Raw genomic sequence first — 597 nt, forward strand, 5'->3', positions numbered from 1 at the left:
TGTTTACAATGCATTTCGCTTACCAAAGTGGGGATGTATTTTTTAGGAAAAAGCATTTTTGAAAATTTCTTGGACTTTTTCAGTGACCTCCCTCCAGACCCCATTTTTGTCCTTGAGACGGCGTCTATTGGACAGATTTTCGTCTCCAGACCCCATTTTTGTCCTTGAGACCCGTTCTATTGGACAGATTTTCGTCTCCAGGCCTTATTTTTGTCCTTGAGATGGCGTCTATTGGACAGATTTCCACCTCCAGACGAGGCCACTGAAAAAGTCCCCCGAAAAAAGTGTGATTCCCAAAATATATAAGGAAGTAACACTTTTTTTATGTAATAATTAACTTATCAAATTCTCGTGGGTGGTATAAAGATGATTCAAAAACAACAATCTATGGTTTTCAGTCCTTTTATGGGGATTTACGATTTGGTTATTCCTAAAGATCACTTATTACGAAAAATAAATGAGCTAGTTGATTTCTCCTTTGTTTACGAGGAATTGAAAGATAAATATTGTCATGATAACGGTCGAACTGCTATCGATCCGATCTGTATGTTTAAATATTTATTGTTAAAAAGTATTTATGATTTATCGGATGAGGAT

General features: G+C 36.0%; 1 protein-coding gene. It reads left to right on the plus strand.

Annotated features, from left to right (window positions below):
- Positions 1-366: 366 nt before the first annotated feature.
- On the plus strand, positions 367-597 hold a 231-nt coding region (locus tag H538_RS0122775), incomplete at its 3' end, for a transposase (RefSeq protein WP_026679543.1).

This window comes from Fictibacillus gelatini DSM 15865 (assembly GCF_000430745.1).
Classification (GTDB): Bacteria; Bacillota; Bacilli; order Bacillales; family Fictibacillaceae; genus Fictibacillus_A; species Fictibacillus_A gelatini.